This is a genomic window from Rhizobium sp. BK289 (assembly GCF_014193575.1).
In the GTDB taxonomy this organism is placed as follows: domain Bacteria; phylum Pseudomonadota; class Alphaproteobacteria; order Rhizobiales; family Rhizobiaceae; genus Rhizobium; species Rhizobium tropici_C.
The window spans coordinates 1-26493 of sequence record NZ_JACHZO010000020.1; the positions used below are offsets into that span (position 1 = coordinate 1).

The window sequence follows — 26493 nt, forward strand, 5'->3', positions numbered from 1 at the left end:
GGTTTACGCTGGTGACGCGGGGTGGAGCAGCCCGGTAGCTCGTCAGGCTCATAACCTGAAGGCCGCAGGTTCAAATCCTGCCCCCGCAACCAATTCAGACATAATTCAATAACCGCCTCTGTCTGACAGGGGCGGTTTTGTCTTCTCTGCCTCCGTTTGCCTAAACCAGAGACGCTTTCGTTCAGAAGTTTTTCGCCACCCCTACGTGCCGCTGCGCCGGGTCATGAGCCGCACCCTAGCCAACTCCCGATACTAAATATTTCGTCTTGCACGCTATTTTCCCTTCGTATTGTATCGACATCTCTTCCGGAATCCGTGATTCTGCTTTTCTTCTTAGGGTGGGGACATGAAGGCGCTAGCCGATTACGTGCGCGACGTTGCGCGAAAGTATGAAAAGGGTAACGCAACTGAACACACTTATCGGGAATCCCTTGTAAAGCTGTCCGATGAGCTGTTGGAAGACGTTTTTGATCTCACCAACGAACCCAAGCGCCAAGCCTGCGGAGCCCCTGATTATATCCTTCAGAAAAAAGACGTGCCAGTCGGCTACATCGAAGCGAAGGATATCGGCGTCTCGCTGGACAAGGCTGAGGAAAGCGAGCAGATGGCCCGCTATCTCCATAGCTTGGACAACCTCATCCTCACCGATTATCTGGAGTTCCGGTTCTACCGCTCTGGCGAAAAGATAGCGACGATACAGATTGCCAAGGTCACCAAAGGCAAAGTGATCGCAATTCCCGACAATTTTGAGCGGCTGGTTAGCTACTACGAAGCTTTCGCCGACTACAAAACCCAGACGATCAAAAGCGCCAAGGTCCTCGCTGGAATGATGGCCAAAAAGGCGGTTCTGGTCAAAGACGTGTTCAGTAACATCCTCGCCAGCGAAAAGGACTCCAGCCTGCATGATCAATATGAAGCGTTCAAGCAGGTACTCTTGCATCAAGTCACGAGCGAAGAGTTCTCCGACATTTATGCGGAGACGCTTGCCTATGGTCTGTTTACCGCCCGTCTGCACGATCACACGCCGGAGACATTCTCCCGCGAAGAGGCTTACAAGCTCATCCCTCGCAGCAACCCGTTCCTACGCGAGCTGTTCACCTATGTCGGCACGAAGCTTGACGAACGAGCCGAATGGATTGTGGACGAGCTATGCGATGTGTTTCGAGCAACCGATGTCAAAGCGATGCTGCCGACGTTCAATCGGGGAACGGGTAGAAGCGACCCCTTCCTACATTTCTATGAGACATTCCTAGGGGCATACAATCCTGAAAAGAAGGAAGCGCGGGGCGTGTGGTACACGCCGGAATCGGTCGTGCAGTTCATCGTCCGCGCCGTTGATGATGTTCTGATCGATGAATTCCACTTGGCTCAGGGCCTCTCGGATACCAGCACCGTAACCATTAAGGTGGACGCCCAGAACGCCACGCTCAAGGGCAAGGCCACCAAGAAGACGACGGTGAAAGTGGATAAAGAGGTCCACAAGGTCCAGCTTCTCGATGTCGCCACCGGCACGGGAACCTTCCTTGCGGAGGCAGTCGTGAAAATCTACGAGAGATTTAAAAAGCAGCAAGGCATGTGGAGCAGCTACGTCGAGCAGCACCTCATCCCACGCCTCCACGGATTCGAACTGCTCATGGCGAGCTATGCCATGTGCCATATGAAGCTTGAAATCTTGCTGGAAGAGACCGGTTATAAGCCGAAGGGTTCGACCCCGCCGCGCCTGAATGTCTATCTCACTAACAGCTTGCAGAAGGCGGATGAAGAAGTAGATAAGCTGCCGCTGATCGAATGGTTCAGCCGCGAAAGCAATGAAGCCAGCTATATCAAAAAGAACACGCCCATCATGGTGGCTATGGGGAATCCTCCATATCGGGGCATTTCCAGCAACAAGGGTGAATTGATCGTTAGCATTGAAGATTACAAGTACGTCAATGGCGTTCACTTCGGAGAGAAAAAGCACTGGCTGAATGACGATTATGTCAAATTCATTCGCCTTGGAGAGTACTTTGTAGAGAAGAACGGGGAAGGTATTCTCGGATACATTACGAACCACGGCTACATCGATAATCCGACGTTCCGGGGCATGCGATGGCACCTTTTAAGGACTTTTTCGCATATCTACATCCTCGATCTGCATGGAAATTCCAATAAGCTGGAAAAAAACCCTTCAGGCGGGGTGGACATCAACGTTTTCGATATCCAGCAGGGTGTGAGCATCATCGTTGCGTTCAAGCGCGCGGGGAAGTCGAAGGAGCTGGCGAAGGTCAGCCATGCCGAGCTTTGGGGCAGCAGAGAGTCCAAATATAAATTCTTGGCCGAGAAGCGTCTCAAGGACATCAGATGGACTCCGATCACGCCGAAGGAGCCTTTCTACTACTTTGTCCCCCGCAGCACCCTTGGCGAGGAAGATTGGAAAAAGGGCTTCCGCCTCGATGAGTTATTTAAGGCGAGCGGTGCAGGCATTGTCACCGCTCGCGATGAATTCGTGATCGACATTGACGACAGCGACCTTTTGAAGCGGTTGACACGCGCGTCGAAGATGAAAGTCGAGGAGGCGCGGGAGGAGTTCGATCTTCGTAAGGATGTCGAGAGCTGGCGGGTTGAGTGGGCGCTCGAAGACCTGAAGAATACCGGCCCTTCGAAATCCTACATCAAGCCCATTCTCTACCGACCATTTGACGTGCGGTCGATTTATTATACCGATAAATCGGGAGGCGTGTTGGCGCGTCCAAACGGCCGCACAATGATCCAGATGATTGGCCGCGACAACATCGCCCTGATCGCGCCCAAGCAATCTCACGGTTCATTTGGCGTCTTCGTGACGACGGAATTGACCGCGCACAAGGCCTTTGACGCTTACAACATAAACACGCTCTTTCCGCTATATACGATTGAAAAGAAAGGACTCCTGCAAACGCACGAGCCGAATTTCGATCCCAAGGTCTGGGCGAGAATCAGGAAGGCAGGGGGCAAAGGCGCGCAGGAGCCCGAAAGAGTTTTCGATTACATATATGGGGTTCTGCATGCGACAAGTTATCAGGACGCTTATCGAGAGTTTCTGAAGTCCAGCTTCCCGCGAGTGCCATATCCGTCCAGTCCCGAGTTTTTTGACAGGATGGCCGAACTTGGCCACGAGCTTCGGCTCTGCCACCAACTTAAGCACGCTTCATGCAAGCCTGCAGGGGACATGGCCTCCTACCCCGTAGATGGTGACGACAAGGTTCGACAGGTGCGGTACAAGGACGGCAAGGTCTGGATAAATGCGACGCAGTTTTTCGACGCGATTCCGAGCGCAGTATGGGAGTTGAAGATCGGTGGATACAAACCGGCCGATAAATGGCTTAAGGATCGTATGAACGTGTCTTTGTCTTTCGATGACATCTCCCACTACCAGCTCGTCATCGGAACGCTCTATCAGACCCTCCGGCTCTATGAAAAGATTGAAGAGGCCTACGGCGGCTTCGATGCTAGCTAGTGCCCATCCAAAAACGGTAAGCTTCTGAAATTATTGTATAAATCGCTCTATGTCTACGGGCAAAGTCCGGCGGTTTCAGATATACTTTAGGTCAAGCTACTGATTCTAAAGACAAACCCGTAACCGCCCATTCGACCAAGAGCGTTCCTGCCCTTGGAACCAAGCGATGGGCTTTCGCGCCCCTCGACCACGACCGCCGTTTCGGCTGCGGCATCCCATGAACGGTCTCAGTCGAGGAAATCGTCGAGCGATTGAAACACGCCCGCGGTTTTCCAGAGGCCCCGATTGCCGACGACGTAAAGCGCCTCCTTGGCTCTCGTCGCCGCGACGTTCAGCAAATTGGGGCGGCCGCCGGCCCAGCCGCGCGCGCCGCGCTGCTGAGCATCGGGAGCGCCCAGGATGAAAAAGACGGCTTCGGCTTCACGGCCCTGAACGGTGTGAACCGTTCCCACACGGTCACGAACCCACTGATAGGGGTTCTCGACCCAGCCATCGAGCAGGCCGCTCGTCCGCAACGCTTCCCGCATGCGGTCCTGCACCACGACGAACGGCGTCACCACATAGAAGTCGGGAACGCACCCGTTGTCCCGAAGCTGACGCAACAGTGCCAGTAGCGTAGTGCCTTCTTGCGGGCACCATTTTTCCTGCCCGCGTCCTTGGACATCGATCCATTTGGACGGGCCGAGAACATCCCGGATGGCGGAGGGTTTTGCGACCTTCGCCTGGACCATCAGGTTCTCGTAGGCAATGGAATTCGAGATGCCGAACATCGGCTCGGCACAGCGGCGATGGACAAGCAGCGGAACACCGACTTCGCGCGTTCCGAACTTTGTCTTGAATGTTCCGTAATATTCGGTGGCACTGTCGGCCAATGTTTGTGCCGAGGCTCCGGGCGCATTGTAGATCAGCGGATCGATCCCGAATTGATGACACATGGCTTCGGTCAACTGGTCGGGCAGGACGACAACCGGCTCGATCTGGATAGGATCGCCCACGACCATCGCCCGTTGCGTCCGCATCAACGCGCCGATAGCCGCCTGCGGCAAAGCCTGGCCCGCTTCGTCCACGAGCAGCCATCCAAAGGCTTCCGGCCCGATTTTCGTGAACATCCGCGAGACCGAGGCAAACGTCGTGGACACCACCGGCACCAACAGGAACAAGGTGGACCACATGTCGGGAATCAGCGCGTCTTTCTCGGGACTTCCCAACGAGCGCGTGCCGAAGCCGTCCAGCAGCACGTTGAGATTATGCCGGATCGGTTTGGCCGCTGCATCCACGAAGGCCTTGTGCAGGGCCATTGCCGCTTCGAAGACATCGTTTCGTAGGCGGGCTGCGTTTGCGTCAAGCCAAGGCGCGCTCCTCTGCTTTTCCTGATGCCGCAGGTCAAAGAAATCATCCGAGATGAATGTGCCGGGATATCGGCGGGCAAGCTCTTCGCACGCGCTCCGTTCGCGGTTCAGCGCCTCGGTCAATCCGGTGATCGAGGCTTGCATCTTTTGAAGCTCGCCATTGGCCCGCGCATGCTCCGACTTTTTCCCGTCAGAGTCAGCCGCCAGGCGAGAAAGGGTCGCCCGTTCGGACGCGAAGCGTTTGGAGATGGTGTCGTGCGCCGCATGCCATGACCGATAGGTCTGCGTGCCGAAAAGGCGGCTGAAAAACCCCGGACGGAGCTTCAAGGAAGCGTCGCGGTCCCGTTCCAGCGCTTCCACGGTTCCCTTTTGTTTCTCGAATGCGGATACCGCGCTCCGGGCAGGCTCCAGCAATTGCGCCAACACCGGAGCCATGGCCTCGACTTCGATAGCGAGGCCGTCAACCGTTTCTTGCTTCTGCCGGATGGAGCGCAAGAGATCATGGGCCTTCTGCAATTCGGTCAATGCGGATTTGGCGGATGCCGCAACCTTGCGGAAATGTTGGCGGGCTTTCTTCCAGCGCCGCAGCGCCTCGTCATGATCCTCCGGCGCATTTTCCTTGACCACAATGTGCGGCGGCCTTTGCTTCGTCCCAGTTTCCGTCTTCTCGGTGATGAACTGCGGATTGCCGCTTGCCTGCTGCAAATACCTCTGGAGACCGACATCCTCGTCCCACCAAAAGGTTTGCCGGAAATCGCTTCTGTTTTTGCCATTGCCAAGAACCGCCGCGATGGCACCCCAAATGTCGCGCTGTAAAAGCGCATCCGATACCGTCTTGAAATACCGCAGGCTGCCGGCGTCCGCCGCTATCGCCTGCATGGCGGGCAGTTCGGCGCTGACATTCTCCACCGCTTTGTTGTTGGAGGAGGCGACGATCATCTCGTAGCCCCTGATCTTGTTGTCCAATCGGTAGAGGTGAACGAAGGCGTTTCCCTTCTTCAGCTTCTGACCCGAATGGATAAAGGCGCTTTCGGGCTCGTCGTAGGTGCACAGGACTTCCGCCCGCTTCGTAACAAGGGCCGCGATGACATCGCGAAGAAGCGTTGTTTTACCGGTGCCGGGCGGGCCGTTCACCGCCAGTATGCCATCCGTCTTCAGATCGTGAAGGGCGAGATTGACCGCGCATTGCTGGAGAAGTGCCAGCGGATGTCGCCCGTCGCCCGGCCACGACCCCACTGGAAATTTCTGAGGTTCCAACGCATCGGCAAGCGCGGCGTTATCCCTCATCAGGTTGCGGCGGCTACGCGGTTTGAGGACGCCCAGATAGCGCTTGAGGTTTGGTGTCGCCTTACCGGAAGTGACGAGCGAGCGGGCTGTTGCCAGATCGTCAAGAAAGAACGAATTGAGCAGGATCGATTCCGGCGGGTCTTGCAGCTTGAAATACTGGTACGACCGCACAGCGAAAGTCGGCGGCTTGGCAAATTCGGCCGAGAGACCGATTGTTTTGACAAGCCAATCATAGGCGTTCTGAATAGTTTTCCGCGTGAGTGGCAGCCGGTTGCCGTCCTTGTCCTCGACGGTGACCCTTGCTGTCAGGTCTTCTAAGAGCTTCTTTTCCGCCTGTGACCATTGCCCGAGATCGCGCAGCCTGCCGCTCAGTGCCACCGGAATTCCCCAACCGAAGCTGGAAATGGAAACAGCCTCGTCCTCCACGGGGCGGCCATCGCGGTCCACCATGATCGTGGCGAGGACTGCCGCGCCGCGCGCTTGCGGACGCTCGGCGCGGCTGTCGGTGTAAACGGCCAATAAGGCAGACACCGATGCTTCCATATCGATGCTGCCGAGAATGACCTGATAATACAGTTTCTGGTTGGGGCGGCTTTTCTCACCACCGTTCTCCCAGGGGAGAACTTCGTTGTCGATCGCGGCGATGCGGTAGCGGTCCTTGCCCGCCAAATCCTCGGGCTTGCCAAAAGATGGAGGAGACAAAACTTCCATTGCGGTCCATGCCGACAGGACGTTTCCGGCGTCATTGCTGACAGGGGGCCGCTCAAGCGGCGCGCGGGTCGCTACCGGCGCGGGATCTTTCGGGATTGGCATCTGTCTGGGAGGTGCGGTTGCAGGTCTATCAGACATGGCGCTAGCGATGTCCGGCGAGCGGTGCGGAGCTGTTTTGTGGTTCTCCACAGGTGCTGCCGGTGATTGATCCGTTGTGCCTTTCGCCTGCATGGCACGTTGCCGCAGTTCCTGCGCCCGTCGGGTTTTTTGCTCGGACAGCTCCTCGATCAGATCGCCAAGAAATTGCGGATCGCCCCGCTGTTGATCGAACAACTTTTCAAGTTCCGCCACGCCTTTTTGTATCAACGGTCTTTTTGCCATGCCACGCATTCTTCGAAGTTCTTGCTCTGGAGCAGTCTGCCACTACAAGCTGTAAAAGATCAATTAAATGTCGTGACAGAAGTGCTGCCGCATGAGTGACATCGGCTGCATTGAATACTCGGTCCGATCCTAGGCGACCCGGCAAAGCTCTGCGGCGCTTAATCGACCTGAACAAGATCGATAGTCTGCCGGAACGTCTTGCCACCAAATCAGACGCTTCCGGGACCGTCTTCAAAAAAGGTTTCCCCAACGATCTCCTCCATTGCGAACATTCTCAAGACCCTGCTTGGCTCTTGGAAATGCGTCCAGCAATGTGCCCCGGTCTGGCTTACACTTCAGTGGGTTTCTTCCTTGCTGCCCAGTACCTGGCGTAGTTCGGCCCTTTTGAATTCGGTGGCGCCGGTGGCTCATGAATGAGGACGGGAACCGGAGCGGGTAAATCGGGGCCGACAACAATGGCCTCGCCCGGCGCAAGCGTAGGTATGAAAAGGGCCGCTTCCCGATCGAGGTCGCCGCAAGCGCGTTCCACAGCGTGGCGATCCTCGTCATTTGTCAGGCGATGCACAATCAACGTGCCGAGCTGGCTAATAACATCGGCGGGAATGTCGCGAGGACGCTGGGTCGCCATGATCGTTGTCAGACCATATTTGCGGCCCTCTTTGGCGATAAGGCCAAAAGCTTCCAGCCTCACATTGCCGTATTCGTCGCCGACTGTCCGACCAAGAAACTGATGCGCCTCATCCAATAACGTGATCATAGGTTTGTCTCGGAAGGTATTTTCACGAGCCCTGCTCAGAAGAAACCGACCGATGACGTTTAGCAAAATCTCTCGGGTGTTATGCTCGAAGCGCACATTCTTGAACGATATTCGGATGATGTCATCGGTCTCATTGTTGAAAAACTGATCGAGGGCGTTTGCAAGAGATTGCCCGGCAGTGCCGAAGAGGCATGCCAATTCAGAGGAATGTATTAGCATGCGGATGCGTGCGATCAAACCTTCGCAATAGCCTACCGCTTGATCGTCTATCCTTCCCCAATTCGTCTGAACATCCCTGTCCGAGGCATAGACGCATTCCGCATGGAGCTGATCGGCCAGGTTTTCGATATTGAAATTGCAGAACGGCGACTGAATCGCGGCGCGATGCAGCCCAAGCGCCTGGAAGAACGGCGCGCGGGGGCGATTGCGCTTGGTAACCAGCCTGTTTTCGAAAAATACAACTTCTGCCGGAGCAGTGCCATTCGCCGCCCGAACTAGTTTGAGGCTCCGTATAGCTTCGCGAAGTTTGGGGCCTTGCGTCTGACCCGCCGGTCTGAACAACGCGAAGAGGTCGTCCTCCGTCATCTGCGAAAACGGAAAATGCACCTGCGTCGCGCCAGCTTCGGCGGTGTCGAAAGCATAGTGTTTCGAGACTGCCGAAACGTCCGCAAACTCTCCGGTTGGATCAAAGAGGATACATTTACCGCCGGCGGTCTTGATCTGGTTTAAGAGTGCTGCCAGCGTCCAACTCTTTCCGCCCCCCGTTGCGCCAAAAACACCGCAGTGGCGGCCAAACAGCTTTTCCGGTGGCAGTTTGAGCCTAATGCCCGATCCCGCATCCAAGAAGCCGAGATCGAGAAGATTGTCGCCCTGCATTGAAAGCGAATTCGCCATAAGCTCGCCGAACATGGCGGGGTCGGCCCGATAGACTGCATCGCCAACGCGAGGATAGGCCCGGAGACCCCGGAGGAGCTTTTCCTGTTTCTGGTCTACCGAGGCCAGCAACTGTACTCGACCGATTGGATGAGGCTCTGGTGGCGAGCCGAGCGCAGGCTCCACAAACAAGCGCTCGGCGTCCGGCACCTTCACTTCTATGATCCGTCCGAGAAGCTTTACTGTTTCACAGTCGATGAAAATAAAGTCGCCGACAGCGCCTTTTGCGAGTGCGCGCTTCTCGGCGCGCGCTGTTGCCTTTGGCAGGTTGACCTGTATCGTAGAGGCACCGATAACGGTCGCCGTTCCGATATAACGATCCGGATCGACAAGGCTCCGCTTTGTCATTGGAAGATATCCGTCAACGGTTCATGCAGAACCTTAATGCGCTCGGCATGACGTTCACGTTCCGTCTGCGCAACAAGGTCGGGTATAGCCAGCGCAAGATCCTGGAACCTGCCGTTTAGGATCGTGATACGCTCATCACCGATGTCGACCAGGCGTTTGAGCTTTTTGAAGCTTTCGTTCGCGTAGTTTTGCATAAAATGGTCGCGAGGCAGAATATGGGCGGCGCCATCAAGTGCGGCCTCGGCAAGAAATGCCACGTCGCATACAACAACTCGCAACGTCATGTTGGCTTCGATCGCCGCGAAAATCGGCCTGACAATGTGATCGTCGTTAAAGCCAAAACCCGAAATGATCAGAGTTGTGTCTGGCTCGCGGATAGCTGTTTGAAATGCCCCCATCATGTCGAGGTAGGGGGGCTCAAAAGCCTGCTGGTACTTGCTATCACGCGGATAGATCAGGAGCGGCGTTCCGAGCGCGTTGTCTCGGGAACGGACAATTTCCGCTTCCTTGCGCCGCCAATCAAGTGACCCATGAAGCTTGTAGAGCTGGAAAACGTTTTCGATGTAGTTCGGGCCGTCATGCGCTGCCTCCCTCCTTACGATATCATGAGCAAAGTGCCCGGAATCGTAGACTTGCGGGATTGAATGCGAAAATCCGTCAATCGCGGTGAAACGCTGGGTTTGGGCGGCGTACTCAAAGCAAAGATCATAATTCGTTGTAAAAATCTTCGCGCGCGGCTTTCTTATTCCACGTCTTGCGATTTTGCGAATTAACGCGGCGTGGGCGCTGAAATCAGTGCTCTCCTTGACGAAATCCACCCGTTTTGCGATGGCCTTTTCAGCGGCGGTGATGAATTCTTCGACTTTGACCGCATTGGCATCGTCAAAGAGCTCAACATAGATCTTACTCTGCGTTAGCAGCTTCTCGATGTTCTTTCCAATTACGGTTGCCTTCGGAATGAGGGCGATAACAGAGTCGAATATTGGTTGGGTCACATCGGCAACCACTGCGTCCCATAGATCGCTCATTCCCGGCGCCTGGAGTGAGCCATCCTCGCTGTTTTTTGCACAAAATGACGAACCTGCTCCGCTGAGAACAGCGAGGTTTGAGGCGTTCAGCGCAACGCTGAGAGCTAATTCTACGGCATGATGTGAACCGGATGCGGTAACGCGCCCGTCCTCGTCCACAACATCGTCGTAGGCGATCCAGCCCGCTGCTCTGGTGTAATGTCGAATATTGCCGGCCTTGGCCGGTATAGTATCCCAGTATCCCATCTCTACCCGACTCAGTACACGTTTTAATAGAAAAATATAACAGCTCTGTCGTGGAAACAATTACTATTCTCGCCGTAGAATAGTCCCCTTCTAACACTATACGCGTCAATAGTCTGATCGGCCAAGGCCGGCCGGGTTCTACACACCCGGGCAGCGAACCCGCCGATGCGTTTCGGACCATACGGGGGACGATCCCTGTCAGAAATAGTGGAGGCGTCTGATCCTCAGCCAAACTGCAAAGCGAACTATCAAACGCCGACAGTGATCAAAGTGACGGTTCTGTTTCGTGCCTTGTTGATCAGCTTTTGGCGATACACAGGGTCCTCGATGATGAAGATCTTGAACGTATCGGGGTTGATGGCAATGGCACGTATCTTGAAAGTAGCTTCAACGAGCGCTCTCTGAGCGTAACTCTTGCGGTGGCGATCAGACCTTTGCCAAGCAAAATAACCGTCGATTGATAGTGCCCAAGTGCTCTCATAAAGAGGGTAGCAATTATTACCGCCTCTCCGTCACGGTTGCGAATATCGGCGGAAAAAGGGAGTTCGTGGCAATCATGATTGATTTGCCAAATTCCTGCGAACAGGTCGCGATAGGCTGCCTCGATATCTCTTTCAAGCTCAGCGGGGTTCCCCGCTAGAAAACCGTCAGAATCGAATTCGAACGTGACCTGCAACAGCGAGCGTCTGAATCAGGGCGACCATCGGGATGCGGCCGCCAGCAATAGTAATTACCCGTTCTTCGCCCAGTGCCTTACTTCGCCGCCTACGCATTCCGTCGCCCTAGGCGCAAATTCTGCGCCCGGTTTCCAAATCGGATCGGATTGAACCTGCGCAGCGCGCCACTGGTGGTACGGTCTTTGACGTTACCCTGAGCCAACAATTCGGCCTCAGGCAAGAGATCGATATTCCTCATAAGCGATACTGTAGGTTGCGCTCCTTCGCTCGACTTGAGCGAAACCGAGTTCGCCAAGGTGCATCCCCGCAATTAGTAGGTGTTCCGAACTGGCAAGGTCCAGCAGCCTCGTTCGTGTCTCGGCGGCGAGATGTGCATCCTGATCGAACGCAATCGACACGTCGGGCCGCGGAATCTGAATCTCGGGGAAATGGACAATATCTCCCCAAACCAGCAGATTTTGACCGCCGGATTCGAGGCGATATCCGGTGTGCCCCGCGGTATGGCCCGGAAGCGGAACCGCCGACATGCCGAGAAGGACCTCACCGGCATCGAAGGTGCGCAGCCGCTCGCGATAGCCGTCGAATGCCTGACGGGCCACGAGGAAGTTGCCACGGGCGCGTTCGGGCGCACGGTTCAGATTGCTGTCGTCCTGCCAGAACGCGGCTTCCCGACGGTGGACGACAAGTTCGGCATTCGGAAAGACGGCTTCCCCTGAAGCGTCCATCAGCCCTCCAACATGATCGGGATGGGCGTGCGTCAACAGGATCGCGTCGATCTCCGAGGGCTGAATGCCCGCGAGCAGCAAAGTGGTCTTCAATCCGCCGCCCCATTGCTTGAGGCCGCCCGCACCTGCGTCTATCAGAACCGTGCGGCCGCCTCCGCGCACCAGATAGCAGTTGATATGGATCGAGGTATGATCCGCTATCCCTGCTTTTTCCTGCATACGCGAGGCGTCAACCGGGTCGATGTTCGCGAGAAAATCGAAACTGGCATGGAGATAGCCATCACTGACGGCAGTGATCGTCAAGTCACCGATCTGATGGTTGGGTAATACGAGACTAGACATGGTTCTCCTCCAGGCGTCGGCTCAATTTCGTGCGTGGATGCTCGAGGCTTCATAGCCAAAGCAACGGATGCGCGCGGTGAGGTCGGTATTGCGTCTTATGGCGTCGTCCAGCCCCTCCATGAACTGCGCCATGACCGGCTGCGTCCGAAATGGCTCAAGGCGATATCGGATTTCCGCGAAAGCGGGGTGCCCCCGACCGTGCCGGACAGAGACATAGACGATATGCACTTTCTCCAACGCGGCCCGAAGGATGCCGGTGCAAAGTTCGGTGCATTGCTCCGTGAGGCCTACGAGAGCTGCGTCCGGCGGCATCCTGTCCGCAGGAATGTAGATCGTGACATTCGGCATCGGTGCTACCGCGCCTTCCCGACAGCGGCGTTACCGTCGTTCGTCAACTGCGCCGTCATCGGCACATAGACATGGACGCCTTCCGGAAGATGTTCGATGTCAGGCGCATTGCCGCGCTCCACCTTGGCGAGCCAGCGGTGTTCCGGGAACTTCTCCATAGCGACCGCGTGCATCGCATATGGGGTGAGGCCCAGCCGGGTCAGCGGCTCGGGGCCTGCTGCGCTTGACGCCAGATATTCGCCATCGCCAATCGCTGGCGCGCGCTCGACGCCGCCGTAGAGGTTCCGGTGCCAGTCGATGATGTGCTGCTGCCAGCGTGCGAAATTGCCGCCGCCCTTATGGCGATATTCCTCACCCGTCAGAATATCGAGGCCATCAATCGAATGAAGGGCGAGATAGACAGGGCAGCCGGGGCTCAACGCCTTGAAACGCTGCGAGGTATGGAAGCCGCTCACAGAAATGAGCGCTGGCAGTTTGTCCAGGCTGTAAAAGTCGTTCCATTCCGCTTCGCTGGCTGGATCAGCAAAGCTGCATTCTACCGTATAGATCATCGCGCCACCTTCGACCGAAAGCGCAGCGCTTCCGGCTTGTCTATCGTTGATATTTTCTCATGATGGATCGCCAATTCTTGCCTGTATATCGATATTGAATCATGCTTCAGTGATTGAATATCAAGGTGGCAGGGGGTCGAATGCCAAGCCATCCTGTCAGGAGCCGTCATGCGCCGCAAGATTCCCAGCAATTCCGCACTCATGGCGTTCGAGGCGTCCGCTCGTCATGGAAGCTTCGCGCGCGCTGCCGACGAGCTGGCTCTGACCGAAGGGGCGATCAGCCGCCAGATCGCTCGGCTGGAAGCGTTCCTCGGCGTCACGCTGTTCGAGCGGGTCGGCAATCGCGTTCGGCTTCTGCCAAATGGAGAGCGTTATGCGCTTCAGGTTCGCGAGACGCTCGACCGGCTGGAACGAGACAGCCAATACCTAATGGGGCAGCCCAGCGATGGCGCGAGCCTCGACATCGCCACCATCCCGACCTTTGCCACGCGCTGGCTTATTCCACGATTGGCGCGGTTCCGCGAAGTGCACCCGAATATCACCGTGCATCTTGCCGAACGGATGGAGCCTTTTGTGCTTGCCGGAAGCGGTTTCGATGCCGCGATCCATTTCGAGCACCCCGCATGGACGGGAATGAGAACGCATCGCCTGTTGCAAGAGACATTGGTTCCCGTTTGCCATCCGGCTCTTCTCGGTAAAGGCGAAGGCATGGCATCTCTCGATGAACTGCCGCGCCTTCATCGACGCCAGAACGCGGACGTCTGGCAACGCTATGCGCAGGAAACAGGTATCGAGCTAACCAACCCTGCGGTTGGTGCCCGTTACGATCTTCACTCCATGCAAATCGAAGCCGCGTTGGCCGGCCTCGGCGTTGCGCTGGTGCCGCGCCTCTATATCGAAGCCGAATTGGCGGAAGGTCGCTTGGTCGCACCCTGGCCTGATGGCACGTCGATCTCCAAGACCTTCTGCCTCATCCTGCCGGAGCCGATCCGATTGAGTGGGGGACCAATACAAGTGTTCGCAAACTGGCTTATCAAAGAAGCTCGATCGTCAAACCCAATGCTTTGATGTCAGGCAGCGCTGCGATGTGGGGTCCGCTCCGCCCGCCATCGGTTACGTCCGATCCTGCTTCGGTTGAGTCCTTTCATGCGCGTCTGCTGGACGTTCCGCCTCGAACGCCTCTTTCCGCTTTCCGGCCCACAGTTCCCGCGCCCGTTCACCGTCTTCGCTGTTAAGCTTTTCGGCCATTCAGATGAGCGCGCCGAGAATGACGGCGCGATCATCGTTCGTCAGTTCGACAACGCCGGATTTGACGACGAGCCCGCCGAGTTCGATCAGATGGCGCGTCCGCTTTCGTCGCTCGATCTGCCACGTCCGCATGTCAGTTCTGGCCTTCGCCGCCCGATGCCGGTTGCGTGCCGGACGGTCGCGCCTGAGTGCCGCCGCTGTCGCCGTCATTTGCCGGTTGAGATCGGCGTAATTTCCCCCGAAACCATGCTGCTCTTGATTGTCTTCCAGACTTAGTCGTTGCGCTACAATGGGGTAGAATGGTAGAAGATTGGTTGATTAGGTAGAAGCGGAGCACCTCCACATGAGCCTCAACGTGAAAGATCCCGAAGCGCATCGCCTGGCTCAGGCGATTGCCCATGCGACCGGGCAGAGCATGAGCCGTGTCGTGACCGACGCGCTGCGGGAGCGGTATGCGCAAATCGAAAAACAGAGGGGTAGGGCCTCCGTCGAAGAGCTTCTGGCGATCGCTGACAGGGCCGCGGTTCACCTGAAGCGGCCTTACGCCGATCACGCCGAGCTCCTCTATGACGAGGACGGCCTGCCGAAATGATTATCGATACATCCGCCATGGTGGCGATCCTCTACGGTGAACCGGAGGCAGCTGCCTTCACGCGACTGATCTACGATTCCACAGCCAGCCGGATCAGTGTGGCGAACTATCTGGAACTGTCCCTGGTGATCGAGAAACAGCTCGGGCCGGAAGGTATGAGGCAGGCCGATGCCTTCTTCCGCCGTGCAGCGATCGATATCGAACCTGTAACAGTTGAACAGGGTCATCTGGCGCGCGAGGCATTCCTCGATTTCGGGAAGGGCCGGCACAAGGCCGGGCTGAATTTCGGCGACTGCTTTGCCTACGCTCTCGCCAAGGATTTCGGTGAACCGTTGCTGTTCAAGGGCAACGACTTCACCGAGACGGATATCCGTTCGGCTACGTGACTTCGTGGCTGATAGCGACCGGATCAAACCCGCGACGTTTCAGGCAATCTCCAATCCGTTTGTGTAGGCGTTTAAGGGCAGGGGACTGTTCCGTGGTTCAGAGCTATGACTGCCGATCCACGGGGTGTTATTTGTAAGCGTATAGGCGACCCCACGTAGCATAGCGGCTCGATATCGCTCATTTTCCGCATGAATCATGCGGGGAATTCTATGAGTGAAGATATGAATCAGGGCCGGACGTTCGTGATTCTGACGGCTGAACCCGTCCGGAAGCGGCGAAAGCCGAAGTTTTGGTCAGATAAGGATAAGGCTCTGATCCTGGAGCAAGCGCTCGTTCCGGGCGCGAACATCTCTGCGGTTGCGCGTGCCCACGACATGGATCCTTCTCAGCTTTTTGGTTGGCGACGCGCGGCACTTGCGTCCGGCGCGGTTCGGCGGCTTGATCAGGCACCCGAAGAGGAGGTGTCTGCGGAGACTGTTGAGTAATTCCTGCGCGGCCCAGACCGGATGCCTACCCACGGCGGCTCGGACGTGCCAGGGCCAAAAATGTCATTGTTATGGTGCCAGCTTTGGTATGTCCCGCGTGAACAATCGCAGGAATGATTAGTTGCGAGCCCCCACAACCAAATTTTCCCATGACAACGATGTATTACCGCCGCTCGATCTGGAGGGTGGCATCGCGTATTCCTGACAATCGCCCCCAGGCCCATATCACGAGAACCTTGACGAACCACATTGGTTCACCAATAATTATAGTGAACCAAAGAAAGTTAGATGCCATGACTGCTGCATTTACTGTGCGGGTTTCGGATGAAACCGCGGACAAGCTTAATCAGATCGCGGAAAAGCTGGATCGCTCCCGCGCGTACATGGCGGCCGAGGCCATCGAGGCGTTTGTTGAACAGCAAGAGTGGCAGCTCGCCGAGATCGAGGCTGGGTTGGCCGAAGCCAACCGGGGTGAATTTGCCAGCGATGATGATGTGGCGAAGGTTGTCGGCAAGTACGTCAAGTCTGCCCGTCAATCATGAGTCGGAAACGCATCCGCTGGACGCTGCGAGCGTTGCGGCGGCTTGATGAGATTGGTGAGTATATCCAGAAAGACGATCCAGACGCTGCTGCGCGTGTTGTCGCGCGGATTGTGTCGGCTGCTGACATACTGGCGGACTTTCCGGCGACGGGACGTGCCGGCCGCATCAAGGGCACCCGTGAAGTGGTGCTCGCGGATATTCCCTACATAATTCCATACCGCGTCAATCAGGACATTGAGATTATCACCGTCATGCATGCTCATCAGCGGTGGCCGCAGACGTTTTGACGCGCCGGATACTTTGACGGAATCGCCCTGAGGATAGGGGCGGGACAACCGCTGTTCATCGCATAGCCCCTGATTAGTCAGTTGCCTCCCGTCCAATGTGACAAGCGGCTGTCGTCGGCTTCCGATCGCAAAAGGCTGCGGTGTTTGCCCCGGCCACCTTCCTGTCGTTCTCCGTTACCGGCTGAGCCACGCGGCCGGAACGGTCGGGGTATGCGCCCGGTTTCTGCCGCCGGCAATCGGCTGCCCGCTCCATTCGCTACGCTCCCGTGTTGCCGTTGCCTGCGTCCGCCTTCGGCTCAGAAAACGCGGTCGCCAGAATCCCCCGACCGGCCACGATAGGCGCAGCCGGATAACCAACGGGAGAACCGAACATGAAACCGACCCAAAAGAGCAAACCCGACTACGCCGTCTATGTTGTAGAGGGAGAAGGCGACAAAGCGCATTGGACGAGAGTAGGCGCGGGATGGACACATAGTGACGGCGAAGGCATCAACATCACGCTTACAGCCCTGCCGCTCAACGGGCGCTTGACCATCCGCAAGCCGAAAACCGAACAGAACGACGCATAATGCGCCCCGCCGCAACACCATCCTGTACGGCGACTGCATCTCCTTGATGCAGCGCCTGCCGGGCGGGGCCCGGCGAAGGCATTGGTCGCAACCGCCAGAGCCAAAGTGGCGAACGAAATCGTTCTTGCGCTGAGAGACATTAATAACTCCATACGAAACCCATGCGCCACCCGTTGGCTCGCAAGGTCTCTGTTTGCGTTGGAGAACCGGAAACGGTTTCTGCTTCTCTCCCGTGCCGCCCGTCTCGGGAAACGGATCGGTGTTAGGAGATGCAGGTTATTTTGCTCGTCAGAATTGCGGGTACATTGCAGGGTTTTTGAAATATCACAAAATTATCAAGTATTTTTAGATAATTGCGTGGATTTCTTTAACTATATTTTAAGAAAGAGCGCGGCCGCCAATATGCTGAATAGGAATGGGCAGCCGCTGAAGACAGCCCCAAAAGTGTGCAATTTCCGGCGCTTTTGCTTCGGTGGCGATGGTCGCCGGCCCATTGAGGATCGAGGCGATCATATTCCTGGGTTTAAAGGCCTATTCGCAGCGCTGGCCGCTTGCGCGGTCGAAGAGATGCAGCGAGCTCGCGTCGAAGCCGAGCTTGAATGTCTGTCCCTCCGCGATCACGGTGCGCGGCGGCAGGCAGGCCATCAGCCGCTGCGAACCCGCCTTCGCGGTCACGATCAGCTCGGGGCCGGTCAACTCTGCCACTTCGCAGATCGTCTCAAGCAAGCCGTGCTCATCAAGACGCAGGGTTTCCGGCCGGATACCGACCACAAGCTGCTGTCCTTGGCTGATGCCAGCTTTCGTCGCTGGCATCGGCAGCGTGATCGAGGTTCCGTCGATGCGGAGCGAACCCTGATCGGCGGTCGCATTCAAAAGGTTCATCGGCGGCGCGCCGACGAAGGTCGCGACATAGAGCGTTGCCGGATGATTGTAGATCTCGTCCGGCGTGCCGAGCTGTTCGATACGGCCATCGCGCATCACGGCAATGCGGGTCGCGAGCGTCATCGCTTCGATCTGGTCGTGTGTGACATAGACGACGGTGGTCTTCAGCATCTGGTGCAGGCGCTTCAGCTCGGTGCGCATCTCCATGCGCAGCTTGGCGTCGAGATTGGAGAGCGGTTCGTCGAAGAGGAAGACTTCCGGCTTGCGTACCAGCGCCCGGCCAATCGCCACGCGCTGGCGCTGGCCGCCGGAAAGCTGGCTCGGCTTGCGTTCCAGCAGCGCCTCGATCTGCAAAAGCTTCGCCGTCTCGCGCACCGCCTTGTCGCGCTCTGCTGCAGGCACTTTGCGCATTTCGAGGCCGAAGCCGATGTTGCGATGAACGGAGAGGTTCGGATAGAGCGCATAGGACTGGAACACCATGGCGATGTCGCGGTCCTTCGGATGCACGCCGAGCACGGAGCGCTCGCCGATGCGGATATCGCCGCTGGTGGCCTCAGCAAGCCCAGCGATGATGTTCAAAAGCGTGGACTTGCCGCAGCCAGACGAGCCGAGCAGAACCAGGAACTCACCGCTTTCGAGCGAAATATCGATGCCTTTCAGTGTCTCCACTTCGCCGTAGCTCTTGCGGATGTTCTGGATTTCGAGCGCGCTCATTGAACGGCCTCCTCGGATGCTTGGGCCGGGCCGTAGCTGCGCGGCAGTGTGGAAATGGCGCGGGACGCGACCGCGGTCCCCGCCGAAAGGCAGGCCGCAGGCGGCTCGCCGCGGGCAAGGGCGGCCAGGAAGCCGGCATTGAAGACATCGCCGGCGCCGATCGTGTCGACGACGGTAACCTTTGGTGCCGCGGCCGAAGCCAGCACGCCGTCGGCATCGATGGCGATCGCACCGTCCGGACCGCGCTTGACGACGAAGATCGCGCCTTCGGGCATCAGGGTATGGAGCGCGCGAGCGGCTTCGGCCGGATCATTCATGCCGGCCAAGGTCGTCGTCTCGACCTCGTTCATGAGCGCTACGCCGCAGCGGGAAAGCCAGCGCCGCGTGGCGTCGCAATTCTCCTTGGTCCAGCCATCGAGCGGCCAACCGGTGTCGAGTGCGACGGTGATCCCGTGCTTGTCAGCCCAGTCGAACAAGGCATCGTAATCCCGCGTGAGATCTTCTGTGAGGAAGGCGCCGCAGAGCAGCGCATAGCCGCCAGCAAGCTTCTCGCCGTTGAGAACCGTAAACACGTCATCGAGATTGAACCTCGGCAGGTGGCCGCGCGTGGTGAAGAACGTACGCTCGCCATCGGGATGGGTGATGCCGACCGAGAGCGTCGTGCTCTCAGGGCTGACAGGCCATTTGCTGCTGCGCGCGCCAAATGCCTCGCTGAGCCAGCGTCCGAACTGATCGCTGCCGACATTGGCCGCGATCTCGTAATCAACGCCGAGGCCCTCCCAGGCAAGCGCGCTATTGCCCGCCTGACCGCCGACGCGCAGTTCGTCATGATCGACGATGATCTCCGTGCCGGCCCTTGGCCATGGCGCCGCCGGTCCGAGGATCAGGTCAATATTGACATTGCCGATGACTGCAAGCGGCTTCATTCATTCGCTCCGGGTGATCTTGGTGGAGCGTATCGGCGTGCCGGCATTCTCCACGCGCTCGTCGGCAAAGGCGATCATCAGCGACTGGGCGACGGGCAGCATCTGGAAGATGGCGGCAAGTCCGGTTTCCGGCTTGAAGCGCAGCGTGACACAGCCGGGCACCGGTTCTTCCTCGGAGCCATCGAAGACGATCACTGGGGCACCCGTCTCGACTGCGGAAACGGCCATGGCCGTTACGAGGTCCGCCGTCGCATCATTGCCCCGGAACAGCACCGCGCCGATCGTGGGGCCAAGCATTTCCATCGGACCATGTCGCAGCTGGCCTCCTTCGAGCGAGAAGCACGGACGGCGGGACAGTTCGGTGAGGCCGAGCGCAAGAGCCTCGGCCACGCCCTGCAGGCGGCGGCCCGAGGTGACGACTGTGGCGACATTGGCGAGTGCTGCGAGCGCAGGCTTAATATCGAGCGTTTCAGGCGTGCGAAGCACGGCGAGCGCAGGCGCCGGATCCTGCCCGAGGGCGGTGAAGATCGCCAGATGCAGCGCGAAGGTGACGGTGAGGCTGCGGGTTGCCGCAAAGGCAAGCTCGGTACCGCCGGCGCCGACAAGAGAAAGCGCGTTTTTTGCAAGAAAGGAGCTGCCCTCCAGCGTCAGGCCGAAAGTATCGGCAGTGCCGCCCGTCTCGTTGAACCAGCGCAGCACTTCGGCGCTTTCACCGGATTGCGAGGTCATGAAGATCGTGCGGCCATCAAGCGACAGCGGCTGGCCGAGCTGTTCGGAGAGCGGCAGGGCGATCGCATCGATGCCGGCGGCGCGATAGAGCGGCTCGACGGCGCGGTTGACAGCATGCGAGCCGCCCATGCCGAGTAGCAAGAGCCTGCCGGTGCGCTTCAGCGAGGCAGCGGCCTTGGCGGCCATATCGCTCGCAGCCTCGAAGGAGGCAAGTGCATCGGCATGCTGGCGGGCCATTTCGCGGTCGATGGCAGCAAGGCCTGCGGGGCGGGTTTTCTCTTGGGTCATGGTCATCCCTTGACGCCGCCATTGGTCAGGCCCGAGATCAGGGCACGTTGCATGACAAGGCCGATCAGCACCGGGGGCAGGGCGGCTAGCACACCGGCAGTCGCGATCAGTCCGTAATCCGAGACACGGCCGCCGGCGAGATCGGCAATGGCGACAGTGAGGGTCTTGGCGCGCTGGTCCGAGGTAAAGAGCAGCGCATAGAAGAATTCATCCCAGGCTAGCAGGAAGGCAAAAAGCGCTGAGGTCGCCATCACGGGCATCGCAAGCGGCAACGTAATGATTCGCAGCGTCTGGAACAGCCCGGCGCCATCGATCATGGCAGCCGCTTCGATCTCCTTCGGAATGGAATCGAAGCCGGATTTCATCAGCCAGGTCGTGAATGGCGCGAGAATCGTCAGATAGACGAGCGCCAGGCCGAAAACGTTGTTGAGCATGCCGAGATGGGCAAGGCCCATATAGAGCGGCACGGCAAGCGCCACCGGCGGCAGCATATAGGTGGCGATGACCATGGAAAGCGACCATCCGACGGACGGCGTGCGCGACACGGCCCAGCCGGCGGGGATAGCGAGCGCGATCGCCGCGATGGTCGCCATGCCTGCGACTTCGATGCTGTTGCGCAGCGACGAGGTGAAGGCGGCACCCTCGCTGTTTTCCAGCGTCGACAGCAGCAGCTTGTAGCGCGAGAAATCCGCCGTCTGCGGCCACCAGCGCAACGGCTTGGCAGCGAGATCGGCAGCCGGCGAAATGCTCATGATGAAGAGCCAGGCGATCGGTGCCAGGATAACGATGGCGAGGAGGAGGGCGCAGACATAGATGAAACAGGTGAAGAGCGGGCTTTGGCGTTCCATCAGGCGGCACTCCCTGCGGTTTTGCGCACTAGGGCGGCATAGGCCGCGGCAAGTAGCGTGACCAGCAGCGTGACGATGAGGGCGAGTGACGCGCCGGACCCCGCTCGCTGGAAGGAGAAAGCCTCCTGATAGACGAGGATCGATAGTGTGCGCGTGCTGTTTGCCGGGCCGCCGCGCGTCATCACCCAGATGATGTCAAAGACCTTGAAGGCCTCGATGGTGCGCAGTACCAGCGCCACCATAAGCGGCCCCACAAGATAGGGAAGGATGACGAAGCGGAAGCGCTTGAAGGGGCCGGCGCCATCAACCAGCGAGGCAGCCGTGATATCACGCGGCACGGCCTGCAGGGCGGCGAGCGCAATCAGCGCCACGAGCGGGAAATTCTTCCAGCAGTCGGCAACGATGAGCGCCGTCAGCGCCGTGCCCGGTTCGCCGAGCCAGGAGCGGTAGGCGTCGATGAGGCCAAGCTGAGTGAGGGCTGCGTTGAGCGCGCCATATTCGGGATTGTAGATCAGCCGCCACAGTGTCGCGTTGACGACGGTCGGCAGCGCCCAGGGCAGGATCATCAGCGCGCGCAGCACGCCGCGGCCCTTGAAATTCTGGTTCAGCAGCAGGGCGGCCAGCACGCCGAGCACCATTTCGGCGGCAACGGAGACGATCGCGAACCAGGCCGTGGTAATCAGGGTGCGCTGGAAATTGGAGTTCGCCAGCATCTTGGTGTAGTTGTCGATGCCGACGAAATTGCCGCCGGTTCCCACCAGCTTGGCATCAGTGAAAGAAAGGCCGACCGTGTCGACGAGAGGCCAGCCGATGACGGCGATCATCACCACAAGCAGCGGCAGCATCAAAAGCCAGGCGCGAGTTGTCATGGAGGTGCCGGACATGGCAGGCCCCTTCTTTCATTCTTCATGGAGGAGGTAAGAGGCGGGCGGCGATTGGCGCCGCCCGATGAGATTATCAAAGACCGCTATTGTCGGCAGCAGACTTCAACGCATCTTCCGGAGAGGACTGGCCGAGCAACGATTCCTGGATCGCCTGCTGAAGTGCGGTCGACAGTTCCTGATATTTCGGCGTCGTCGGACGCGGATACATGGCAGCGAGGCCGACCTTTGCGGCCGCGATCAGTTCTTCCTGGCCTTTTGTAACGGCCGGATCGCTATAGGACGAGGCCCAGATCGGCAGGCTGAGCTTCGCATACTGGTTCTGCGTTGCCTGCGAGGTCATGAAGGAGATGTACTTCCACGCCTCGTCGGGATGCTTGCTGGCCGACGTGATGCCGAGACCCATCGAGCCGTTCACCGCGGAAGCCTCGCTCTTGCCGGCAACGCCCGGCGCCGGCACGACGCCGACCTTGCCAGCGACCTTGCTGTCCTTCGGGTCGTTCGCCATGTTGTACATGTAGGTCCAGTTCAGCGCGAAGGCGGCATCGCCGTTTTCGAAGACCTTGCGGACATCCTCTTCGAGGAATTCCTTGGAGTTCGGGTTGGTGAGGCCGGACTTGTAGCTGGTGACCATGTATTTCAGGGCATCGAGGCCGCCACCGGTTTGGAAGTCCGGCTTGCCGTCCTTGATGAAGTCGCCCTTATAGGCGCTGACGAGCGTGGCGTAGTCGCAGATTGCGGCTTCGGCCTGTGACCAGCTCCAGGCGATCGGGGTGGCGAGAAGACCCTTGTCCTTGATGATCTTGGCCTGTTCGTTCAGTTCGTCCCAGGTCTTCGGCGGCGTCTTGATGCCGGCCTTTTCTAGGATTTCCTTGTTATAGAACAGGTACTTGGTATCGAGGATCCACGGCATGCCATAGTACTTGCCGTCATACTGGACCGTCGTCCATGCACCCGGCAGCACGTTCTTCTTCGTGTCGTCAGAGATGCGCGAGGAAACGTCGACCAGAACCTTGTTGGTCGCGTATTCGGCCGGCCAGATCACATCGAAGAGCACGACGTCGTAGCCGCCGCCGGATCCTTGCGCGAGCACGGTCTTGTCGTGCAGGCCTTCATAAGGGACGAATTCGAGATTGACCTTGATGTCTGGATTGGCCTTGGAGAAGGCATCCGTCATGGCACGCACATCGGCTTCGCTATAGGCAGCCTGCGCCATGAAAAGGGCATTGATCGTGGTTTCGGCAAAGGCGTGCGAGGCGAAGGATACGCCGATCAGCGCTGCGCCGAGCAATGTCTTGTTCAATGATTTCAACATTCCAGCCTCCGGTTTTTGACAGTCACGCGATTTTTCCAATGGCGGCTGACGTCGCCATCAGTTGTCGAGCAGGCAATTGGCCGGGTTGGCTGCCGAGCATCGATCGGCGCGTTTTGGAGCTTCGAGGCTCCCTTGCGTTCCCTGATGAAACTCTGTGGTTTCTTTTAAGTCAATTGTCTTGACTAATTTGTTCTTCAATATTCTATTGCTGTCAAGAGGCAAAAACAGATGAACGATATTCGCCCGATCAGGGCTACCAGCGGAACGAACCACGAGGGCACCAGCGCCCATAACCGGCGGGTGATCATCGATGCCCTGCGGTTGAATGGTGCGCTCTCTCGCGCCGATCTCGCCCGCGCCACCCGCCTGACGAAACAGACTGTCTCCAACATCATGGAGGAGCTGGAAAACGATGGGCTCGTCACATCGAGGGAAACGGTGCGCCGCGGCCGCGGCCAGCCTTCGACGCCCTACAGTCTTGTGCCAGAGGGCGCTTTCGCCATCGGCCTGCAGATCGACCGTCACATCACCCGCGCCATCGCCGTCGATCTCGTCGGCAATGTGCTGATACGCAAGGAAGCGAACCTACCGGCAGGTGGACCGGCGACAGGTACGCCCGTCGTCTTGCAGCTCGTGGAAGACGTGCGCAGCGAATTGAAGGAGCGCGTGGCTCAGGCGGAGAAGCGCCTCGTCGGCCTCGGTGCCGCGATGCCGGGTCCGTTCGGAATCGAGCAGGAGGATGCCGACAATCCTTGGATGATGGGTGCCTGGCAGCGCTTTCCGCTGCTGGAAACGCTTTCTGCGGGCACTGGTCTCAACGTCACTCTGCAGAACGACGCCGCGGCCTGCGCGACCGCCGAGCGCATGGTGGGTGCCGCACATGGCCTCGACCATGCCGTCTGCCTCTATGTCGGCTATGGTATCGGTGCCGGGCTCATCCTCGGCGGCGAGCTCTATAGCGGCGCCCATGGCAATGCCGGCGAAATCGGCATGGCGCTGCTGACATCAGGCGGGAGGCAGACCCAGCTGGAGCATCGCGCCTCGCTGGCTTCTCTCTACGATCACCTCGGCGTCGATCCGATGGCGCCTGATATTTATTCGCTGATAGATAAGCGCGCCGCTGCCGACGATCCCGATATCCTTACCTGGATCGAAAGGGCGGCGATCGACCTACGCTGGAGCGTGCAGCTCATCGAAACTATCTTCGATCCGCAGACGGTTATTCTGTGCGGCGGCGCGCCCCCAGCGCTGGCAACGCGGCTGATGGCTGCGATGCAGCCGCTGTTGCCCTCCAATGCCGATCGTCCCGATCGATTGCTGCCGCGCCTGCAGCTCGGCATGACCGATCCTTGGGCAGTGGCGCGCGGTGCGGCGGCGGAGCCGATCGGCCACGCCTTCGATCCGCGTTTCCAGGCGATCTTGAAATCCTAATAGTCAGGGATGTCTCGGGCTGGCGCCGAGGCGCGCGAGCACCTTATTCGGAATGCCGTAGCGCTGGATGACGTCGCGGCCGTTGCGCAGGCCGCAGATCTCGCGATGGATGAACATGGCCCAGACGGCTTGCGCCGCGATATCCACCAGCCGCTCGTGCTCCACGCCCTCTTTGCCCTTGGCTTCGCCCTCCTGCAGCGCGGCAAGCGCTGTCTCCACCTTCATGCCATGATGGCCGAGTGTGCTGGCGCGTTCCGATAGCATCTCATATTCGAGAATGCCGAGGCTGGTTTCTTTGGTTTGCGATGGATTGAAATTGCGTGGCGGGCGAACTGTCATATCGGGCTCCGCATGCTTGATGATCTGTCTCTCTATGGTTTTACACAATCCCAGCCACTTTCCCAAGTCTGAGCCTGTTGCCCGCGTCATCTTAAGGCTGTCCGCATGAATCCGGATATGCCGGGATTTTCGTGCCCGTTGGCCGTTTTCGGGTGGTTGCCGACCGTCATTTGAGGTCCAATAGCGACATAAGTGCTCCATCAGAGGCAATCTCGCCCGATGCCATGAGCGCAATTCAAAGAAAGGATATCGGCATGACCAAAGCGCAGAAAAATGCGGAAAAGCAGTATGTCTATCGGATCATCGATTCGCCCGTTGGCGCCTTGAAGCTCGTCGGCAGCGATGATGGGCTTGCCGCGATCCTTTGGGACAATGATCGCCCAGGGCGTGTGCCGTTGCTGATCGTGGCCGAAGACGATAGCCATCCCGTGCTCGTGGAAACCGAGCAGCAGCTCCGCGAATATTTCGCCGGCAAACGACAGGTTTTCGACCTGCCGCTCGATTTTGCCGGAACGGAATTCCAGCAGAAGGTATGGCAGGCCCTGCTCGCCATCCCTTTCGGCGAGACGCGCAGCTACCGCCAGATTGCGACCGAGATCGGCTCGGCTAAGGCGATCCGTGCGGTCGGTGCCGCCAATGGTCGCAACCCGATCTCGATCATCGCACCCTGCCATCGCGTCGTGGGATCGGCCGGTGATTTGCGCGGGTTCGCCGGCGGTCTCGAGCGCAAGGCCTATCTGCTGCGGCTCGAAGGGGCTGATGCGACGACATTCGACTTTGCCGCGTGATCGTTTGATGGTCATTCAGGCAGGCACGAAAAAGCCCATCCAGTCCTCCGGATGGGCTTTTTGTTTCAGCGCTGCTTGACGGCG

General features: G+C 58.3%; 23 protein-coding genes, 1 tRNA gene and 1 pseudogene. 12 read left to right on the plus strand and 13 right to left on the minus strand.

Annotated features, from left to right (window positions below; all coding sequences use genetic code 11):
- Window positions 1-15: 15 nt before the first annotated feature.
- Both FHT84_RS27915 and FHT84_RS27920 read left to right on the plus strand, forming a co-directional pair.
- Window positions 16-92 (plus strand) — tRNA-Met (locus FHT84_RS27915).
- Window positions 93-346: 254 nt separating this feature from the next.
- Window positions 347-3475, plus strand: a complete 3129-nt coding sequence (locus tag FHT84_RS27920; protein ID WP_183765307.1) for a type ISP restriction/modification enzyme — start codon at window positions 347-349, stop codon at window positions 3473-3475.
- 227 nt (window positions 3476-3702) lie between these two features.
- Here FHT84_RS27920 and FHT84_RS27925 read toward each other — a convergent pair whose 3' ends face one another.
- Window positions 3703-6960: a DEAD/DEAH box helicase gene (locus tag FHT84_RS27925; RefSeq protein ID WP_183765310.1), complete on the minus strand. Its 3258-nt coding sequence runs from the start codon at window positions 6958-6960 to the stop codon at window positions 3703-3705.
- 66 nt (window positions 6961-7026) lie between these two features.
- Between FHT84_RS27925 and FHT84_RS27930 the strand changes: the two genes are divergently transcribed.
- On the plus strand, window positions 7027-7302 hold the full coding sequence (locus FHT84_RS27930; protein ID WP_183765313.1) for a hypothetical protein: 276 nt from the start codon (window positions 7027-7029) through the stop codon (window positions 7300-7302).
- A 229-nt stretch (window positions 7303-7531) separates the two neighbouring features.
- Here FHT84_RS27930 and FHT84_RS27935 read toward each other — a convergent pair whose 3' ends face one another.
- The 4 genes from FHT84_RS27935 to FHT84_RS27950 all read right to left on the minus strand — a co-directional run bounded on the left by FHT84_RS27935 (window position 7532) and on the right by FHT84_RS27950 (window position 13158).
- Complete coding sequence (locus FHT84_RS27935; protein WP_183765316.1) at window positions 7532-9241, minus strand: ATP-binding protein; 1710 nt, start codon at window positions 9239-9241, stop codon at window positions 7532-7534.
- A complete protein-coding gene (locus FHT84_RS27940; RefSeq protein ID WP_183765319.1) occupies window positions 9238-10515 on the minus strand; it encodes an SIR2 family protein in 1278 nt (425 codons plus the stop codon). The genes FHT84_RS27935 and FHT84_RS27940 overlap by 4 nt, the downstream gene beginning before the upstream one ends.
- Window positions 10516-11404: 889 nt before the next feature.
- Window positions 11405-12259 (minus strand): MBL fold metallo-hydrolase, encoded by an 855-nt coding sequence (locus FHT84_RS27945; RefSeq protein ID WP_183765322.1) that lies wholly within the window; start codon window positions 12257-12259, stop codon window positions 11405-11407.
- Between the two features lie 353 nt (window positions 12260-12612).
- Window positions 12613-13158 (minus strand): sugar ABC transporter, encoded by a 546-nt coding sequence (locus FHT84_RS27950; protein ID WP_112340031.1) that lies wholly within the window; start codon window positions 13156-13158, stop codon window positions 12613-12615.
- Window positions 13159-13326: 168 nt separating this feature from the next.
- Between FHT84_RS27950 and FHT84_RS27955 the strand changes: the two genes are divergently transcribed.
- A complete protein-coding gene (locus FHT84_RS27955; protein WP_112340032.1) occupies window positions 13327-14226 on the plus strand; it encodes a LysR substrate-binding domain-containing protein in 900 nt (299 codons plus the stop codon).
- Between the two features lie 45 nt (window positions 14227-14271).
- Here FHT84_RS27955 and FHT84_RS27960 read toward each other — a convergent pair.
- A pseudogene (locus tag FHT84_RS27960) lies at window positions 14272-14538 on the minus strand (conjugal transfer protein TraD).
- A gap of 211 nt (window positions 14539-14749) precedes the next feature.
- Here FHT84_RS27960 and FHT84_RS27965 point away from each other — a divergent pair.
- The 6 genes from FHT84_RS27965 to FHT84_RS27990 all read left to right on the plus strand — a co-directional run bounded on the left by FHT84_RS27965 (window position 14750) and on the right by FHT84_RS27990 (window position 17268).
- The gene (locus tag FHT84_RS27965; RefSeq protein ID WP_112340033.1) at window positions 14750-14998 is read left to right on the plus strand and encodes a type II toxin-antitoxin system VapB family antitoxin; all 249 of its coding nucleotides are present in this window, start codon (window positions 14750-14752) and stop codon (window positions 14996-14998) included.
- Complete coding sequence (locus FHT84_RS27970) at window positions 14995-15384, plus strand: type II toxin-antitoxin system VapC family toxin (RefSeq protein ID WP_183765325.1); 390 nt, start codon at window positions 14995-14997, stop codon at window positions 15382-15384. The genes FHT84_RS27965 and FHT84_RS27970 overlap by 4 nt, the downstream gene beginning before the upstream one ends.
- Before the next feature lie 210 nt (window positions 15385-15594).
- Window positions 15595-15870 carry a transposase gene (locus tag FHT84_RS27975; RefSeq protein WP_112340035.1) on the plus strand — a complete coding sequence of 92 codons (276 nt, stop codon included), beginning with the start codon at window positions 15595-15597 and terminating at the stop codon, window positions 15868-15870.
- Between the two features lie 293 nt (window positions 15871-16163).
- Window positions 16164-16412, plus strand: a complete 249-nt coding sequence (locus FHT84_RS27980; RefSeq protein WP_112340116.1) for a CopG family ribbon-helix-helix protein — start codon at window positions 16164-16166, stop codon at window positions 16410-16412.
- A complete protein-coding gene (locus FHT84_RS27985) occupies window positions 16409-16699 on the plus strand; it encodes a type II toxin-antitoxin system RelE/ParE family toxin (RefSeq protein ID WP_112340036.1) in 291 nt (96 codons plus the stop codon). Before FHT84_RS27980 ends, FHT84_RS27985 begins: the two co-directional genes overlap by 4 nt.
- Before the next feature lie 371 nt (window positions 16700-17070).
- Window positions 17071-17268, plus strand: coding sequence for a hypothetical protein (locus FHT84_RS27990; RefSeq protein ID WP_112340037.1), 198 nt, complete (start codon window positions 17071-17073; stop codon window positions 17266-17268).
- Window positions 17269-17799: 531 nt separating this feature from the next.
- On the opposite strand, the gene FHT84_RS27995 is transcribed toward FHT84_RS27990, so the two are convergent.
- From FHT84_RS27995 to FHT84_RS28020, 6 genes are all read right to left on the minus strand, one after another.
- A complete protein-coding gene (locus tag FHT84_RS27995) occupies window positions 17800-18864 on the minus strand; it encodes an ABC transporter ATP-binding protein (RefSeq protein ID WP_183765328.1) in 1065 nt (354 codons plus the stop codon).
- Window positions 18861-19790, minus strand: coding sequence for a PfkB family carbohydrate kinase (locus FHT84_RS28000; protein WP_183765331.1), 930 nt, complete (start codon window positions 19788-19790; stop codon window positions 18861-18863). Before FHT84_RS28000 ends, FHT84_RS27995 begins: the two co-directional genes overlap by 4 nt.
- The gene (locus FHT84_RS28005) at window positions 19791-20813 is read right to left on the minus strand and encodes an SIS domain-containing protein (protein WP_112340040.1); all 1023 of its coding nucleotides are present in this window, start codon (window positions 20811-20813) and stop codon (window positions 19791-19793) included.
- Complete coding sequence (locus FHT84_RS28010) at window positions 20810-21655, minus strand: carbohydrate ABC transporter permease (RefSeq protein ID WP_095433470.1); 846 nt, start codon at window positions 21653-21655, stop codon at window positions 20810-20812. The genes FHT84_RS28005 and FHT84_RS28010 overlap by 4 nt, the downstream gene beginning before the upstream one ends.
- On the minus strand, window positions 21655-22539 hold the full coding sequence (locus FHT84_RS28015; protein WP_112340042.1) for a sugar ABC transporter permease: 885 nt from the start codon (window positions 22537-22539) through the stop codon (window positions 21655-21657). Before FHT84_RS28015 ends, FHT84_RS28010 begins: the two co-directional genes overlap by 1 nt.
- Window positions 22540-22612: 73 nt before the next feature.
- The gene (locus tag FHT84_RS28020) at window positions 22613-23851 is read right to left on the minus strand and encodes an extracellular solute-binding protein (RefSeq protein WP_112340043.1); all 1239 of its coding nucleotides are present in this window, start codon (window positions 23849-23851) and stop codon (window positions 22613-22615) included.
- A 228-nt stretch (window positions 23852-24079) separates the two neighbouring features.
- Between FHT84_RS28020 and FHT84_RS28025 the strand changes: the two genes are divergently transcribed.
- Window positions 24080-25282 (plus strand): ROK family transcriptional regulator, encoded by a 1203-nt coding sequence (locus tag FHT84_RS28025; protein ID WP_112340044.1) that lies wholly within the window; start codon window positions 24080-24082, stop codon window positions 25280-25282.
- Window positions 25283-25285: 3 nt separating this feature from the next.
- On the opposite strand, the gene FHT84_RS28030 is transcribed toward FHT84_RS28025, so the two are convergent.
- Complete coding sequence (locus tag FHT84_RS28030; RefSeq protein ID WP_183765333.1) at window positions 25286-25621, minus strand: DUF6665 family protein; 336 nt, start codon at window positions 25619-25621, stop codon at window positions 25286-25288.
- Between the two features lie 254 nt (window positions 25622-25875).
- Here FHT84_RS28030 and FHT84_RS28035 point away from each other — a divergent pair, with 254 nt between their 5' ends.
- Window positions 25876-26409, plus strand: a complete 534-nt coding sequence (locus FHT84_RS28035; RefSeq protein ID WP_112340046.1) for a methylated-DNA--[protein]-cysteine S-methyltransferase — start codon at window positions 25876-25878, stop codon at window positions 26407-26409.
- Window positions 26410-26493: the final 84 nt, after the last annotated feature.

Excerpts from the sequence above, each read along its gene's own strand:
- FHT84_RS27935 (WP_183765316.1), bottom strand. The coding sequence starts at position 9,241 with ATGACAAAGCGGAGCCTTGTCGATCCGGATCGTTATATCGGAACGGCG.
- FHT84_RS27970 (WP_183765325.1), top strand. The coding sequence starts at position 14,995 with ATGATTATCGATACATCCGCCATGGTGGCGATCCTCTACGGTGAACCG.
- FHT84_RS27965 (WP_112340033.1), top strand. The coding sequence starts at position 14,750 with ATGAGCCTCAACGTGAAAGATCCCGAAGCGCATCGCCTGGCTCAGGCG.
- FHT84_RS27975 (WP_112340035.1), top strand. The coding sequence starts at position 15,595 with ATGAGTGAAGATATGAATCAGGGCCGGACGTTCGTGATTCTGACGGCT.
- FHT84_RS28010 (WP_095433470.1), bottom strand. The coding sequence starts at position 21,655 with ATGGAACGCCAAAGCCCGCTCTTCACCTGTTTCATCTATGTCTGCGCC.
- FHT84_RS28035 (WP_112340046.1), top strand. The coding sequence starts at position 25,876 with ATGACCAAAGCGCAGAAAAATGCGGAAAAGCAGTATGTCTATCGGATC.
- FHT84_RS28020 (WP_112340043.1), bottom strand. The coding sequence starts at position 23,851 with ATGTTGAAATCATTGAACAAGACATTGCTCGGCGCAGCGCTGATCGGC.
- FHT84_RS27940 (WP_183765319.1), bottom strand. The coding sequence starts at position 10,515 with ATGGGATACTGGGATACTATACCGGCCAAGGCCGGCAATATTCGACAT.
- FHT84_RS27945 (WP_183765322.1), bottom strand. The coding sequence starts at position 12,259 with ATGTCTAGTCTCGTATTACCCAACCATCAGATCGGTGACTTGACGATC.
- FHT84_RS27985 (WP_112340036.1), top strand. The coding sequence starts at position 16,409 with ATGAGTCGGAAACGCATCCGCTGGACGCTGCGAGCGTTGCGGCGGCTT.
- FHT84_RS28030 (WP_183765333.1), bottom strand. The coding sequence starts at position 25,621 with ATGACAGTTCGCCCGCCACGCAATTTCAATCCATCGCAAACCAAAGAA.
- FHT84_RS27920 (WP_183765307.1), top strand. The coding sequence starts at position 347 with ATGAAGGCGCTAGCCGATTACGTGCGCGACGTTGCGCGAAAGTATGAA.
- FHT84_RS27950 (WP_112340031.1), bottom strand. The coding sequence starts at position 13,158 with ATGATCTATACGGTAGAATGCAGCTTTGCTGATCCAGCCAGCGAAGCG.
- FHT84_RS28005 (WP_112340040.1), bottom strand. The coding sequence starts at position 20,813 with ATGACCATGACCCAAGAGAAAACCCGCCCCGCAGGCCTTGCTGCCATC.
- FHT84_RS27995 (WP_183765328.1), bottom strand. The coding sequence starts at position 18,864 with ATGAGCGCGCTCGAAATCCAGAACATCCGCAAGAGCTACGGCGAAGTG.
- FHT84_RS27955 (WP_112340032.1), top strand. The coding sequence starts at position 13,327 with ATGCGCCGCAAGATTCCCAGCAATTCCGCACTCATGGCGTTCGAGGCG.
- FHT84_RS28025 (WP_112340044.1), top strand. The coding sequence starts at position 24,080 with ATGAACGATATTCGCCCGATCAGGGCTACCAGCGGAACGAACCACGAG.
- FHT84_RS27980 (WP_112340116.1), top strand. The coding sequence starts at position 16,164 with ATGACTGCTGCATTTACTGTGCGGGTTTCGGATGAAACCGCGGACAAG.
- FHT84_RS27925 (WP_183765310.1), bottom strand. The coding sequence starts at position 6,960 with ATGTCTGATAGACCTGCAACCGCACCTCCCAGACAGATGCCAATCCCG.
- FHT84_RS28015 (WP_112340042.1), bottom strand. The coding sequence starts at position 22,539 with ATGTCCGGCACCTCCATGACAACTCGCGCCTGGCTTTTGATGCTGCCG.
- FHT84_RS28000 (WP_183765331.1), bottom strand. The coding sequence starts at position 19,790 with ATGAAGCCGCTTGCAGTCATCGGCAATGTCAATATTGACCTGATCCTC.
- FHT84_RS27990 (WP_112340037.1), top strand. The coding sequence starts at position 17,071 with ATGAAACCGACCCAAAAGAGCAAACCCGACTACGCCGTCTATGTTGTA.